The following is a 605-nucleotide window of genomic DNA, read 5'->3' on the forward strand; positions in this document are numbered from 1 at the left end:
GGATCTGTGGTGACCACTCGTCCGTGCAGTCGCCTCGCGGCTTCAGGGGGGGGAAGGTGCTGGGATCTCCCGGCTTCAGCGAGGGTCCGTGGGGCGCGACGGCACGTCGAGAGCATCGATGGCGGTCTCCAGGGAGGACGCGTCGTCCTCGTTCGTCCCGGATTCCGTGGGGGTGTCGTCCTCCGCCAGCAGGGGCAACCTGCCCGTGGTCATCGGCGGTTCCTCCCCAGTGGGTGTGGGGGCATTCTTCTTGAGGTGCTTGCGACGGATGATGATGGTACCGGTCGAGGTCACGGCCTCGTCGTCACCGAACTCGTTGCGTGTGGGGCCCTCGGACACGTCGACGTCCACGTCGGGGTGGGCCTCCTCGCCGGGGGCGGTGTCGGAGGGGTCGAGGAGTGCGATCGCCTCATCCGTCTTGGCCAGCTCGGCTTCCAGGTTCTCCCGGGCGCGTGCCTCCCACGCCTGTCCCCGGGGGGACTGGAAGACAGAGGGGCGGGACAGCAGCCGACGGACGACGACGCGACGTGCCCTCAGGTAGGTCAGGTCGTCGACGTGGTCGTACTCCTCCCGCAGGAGCTGTCGGTACTTCTTGTACTCCTGGG

At 68.3% G+C, this 605-nt stretch carries 1 protein-coding gene; it reads right to left on the bottom strand.

Annotated elements, in window-relative coordinates; genetic code table 11:
• Nucleotides 1-75: 75 nt before the first annotated feature.
• Nucleotides 76-605 (bottom strand): hypothetical protein (locus tag FK530_RS26105; RefSeq protein WP_438947268.1); only part of this gene is annotated, 530 nt, incomplete at its 5' end.

The organism is Tsukamurella conjunctivitidis (genome assembly GCF_007858475.1).
GTDB classification, from domain to species: Bacteria; Actinomycetota; Actinomycetes; order Mycobacteriales; family Mycobacteriaceae; genus Tsukamurella; species Tsukamurella conjunctivitidis.